Source organism: Bradyrhizobium sp. CSA207 (assembly GCF_029051685.1).
Taxonomy (GTDB): Bacteria; Pseudomonadota; Alphaproteobacteria; order Rhizobiales; family Xanthobacteraceae; genus Bradyrhizobium.
This window is the reverse complement of record NZ_JAACFT010000100.1, coordinates 1-1,682: the sequence shown is the minus strand read 5'-3', so window position 1 is coordinate 1,682 and position 1,682 is coordinate 1. Positions and strand designations below refer to the sequence as shown.

Genomic DNA, 1,682 nt, shown 5'->3' with positions numbered 1-1,682 from the left:
GAGACTGGGCAAGAATTTCATCTTCATTTGAGCAAACGAGGGTACGATTCGGCATGGCGAATCGCACTTTCAAGACCGGCATCAGCCGGGATCAGCCAAGCTTCCTTCCGCCACGTGTGGACGATTATGTGGCGATCGACAATCCGGTTCGAGCGATTGAGGCTTTCGTCGCTGCGCTGGATCTGGGGAAGCTTGGCTTCTCTCATGCCGGATCGGGTGGCGGCGCTGGGCAGCCGCCGTACGATCCGGCGGACCTGCTGAAGCTCTATCTTTATGGCTACATCAACCGGGTGCGGTCGTCGCGTAGCCTCGAGCGCGAGGCGGGACGCAATCTCGAACTGATCTGGCTGATGAAGCGCCTGGTGCCGGGCTATCGCACCATCGCCAAGTTCCGCCAGGAGAACTGGAAGGCGCTCAAGGCGGTGCACCGGGAGTTCGTGCTCGTGCTGCGCCATCTCGATCTGGTGGGTGGGGAGATTGTGGCGATCGACGGCGCATTTTTCGACGGCAACGCCAGCAAGGCCAGCATCAAGACGCAGCGCAAGCTCGCCAAGCGGCTGGCGGAGATCGAGCAGGAGATTGAAGCCTATGGCGCCGCGCTGGAAGCCAACGACAGCGCGGAGGCGGACCGTCCGGCCGTAGGCCGGGATGGCGAGGGCGACGGCGGTGGTAACGTCGCGCAAAAGATGACTGCATTGATGGCCAGGCGCGCAAGCTTGCAAGCCGATCTGGCACAGCTGGAGGAGAGCGGCCAGACACAGTTGTCGCGAACCGACCCCGATGCCCGGTTGCTCTCGAAGAACGGTCAAGTCGTGGCGGGTTACAATGTCCAGATCGCCGTTGACGGCAAACACAAGCTTCTTGTGGAGGACGAAGTCGTCAACGACGGCAACGATACCGGCCAGCTTCACAACATGGCCAAGGCCGCGAAGGCCGAGCTTGGGGTCGAGACGCTGACTGTCCTGGCCGATACCGGCTATTACAACGGCAACGCGCTCAAGGCCTGCGAAGAGGATGGGATCGTGGCCTATGTCCCGCAAGCCAGGCGGAACGCCAGGCTCGAAGCGGAAGGCCGCATCAGCCATGAAGCGTTCGTCTACGACGCAGAAGCCAATGTCTATCGTTGTCCCGCCGGCAAGCTCCTGACGCCGACAGACGGTCGCAAGAACAATGGCGGCCGGATCGAGATCAGGTATGTCAGCCGCAAGGCCGATTGCGATGCCTGCACGCTGCGCTCGCGCTGTCTCTCCGCCAAGACGCCGACGCGCACCGTCCAGCGCTGGGAGCATGAAGACGTCCTCGACCGGCATCGCGCACGGATGAAGGGCGCCAACGCTTTGATGTCCCGCAGGGCCCAGCTAGCCGAACATCCCTTCGGCACCCTCAAATGCCGAGCCGGCTACCGCCACTTCCTCGTCCGCGGCTTCGACAAGGTGCGCGGCGAATGGAGCCTGATGGCACTCTGCTACAACTTCTCCCGCGTGCTGAGCATCCTCGGCTTCGACAGCTTCATGGCCTATCTGGCCAAAAGCCGGCCTTATCCCGCGCTTCTGCTGCTCAACATCGCTTCAGCGATAATAGCCGGGCTCCAGACCCTGATGTTCCGACCAAAAGCTGGTTTCTGCCTGGAATTCGGTTCGCCCGCTTAGTGGGGTACGCAAAACAAATTCCTGCCCAGTCTC

1 protein-coding gene is annotated in these 1,682 nt (G+C 61.8%); it reads left to right on the top strand.

The window, feature by feature from the left end; genetic code table 11:
• Window positions 1–53: 53 nt before the first annotated feature.
• Window positions 54–1,649 carry an IS1182 family transposase gene (locus GWG65_RS40115; protein ID WP_275200906.1) on the top strand — a complete coding sequence of 532 codons (1,596 nt, stop codon included), beginning with the start codon at window positions 54–56 and terminating at the stop codon, window positions 1,647–1,649.
• Window positions 1,650–1,682 lie beyond the last annotated feature (33 nt).

Excerpts from the sequence above, each read along its gene's own strand:
- GWG65_RS40115 (WP_275200906.1), top strand. The coding sequence starts at position 54 with ATGGCGAATCGCACTTTCAAGACCGGCATCAGCCGGGATCAGCCAAGC.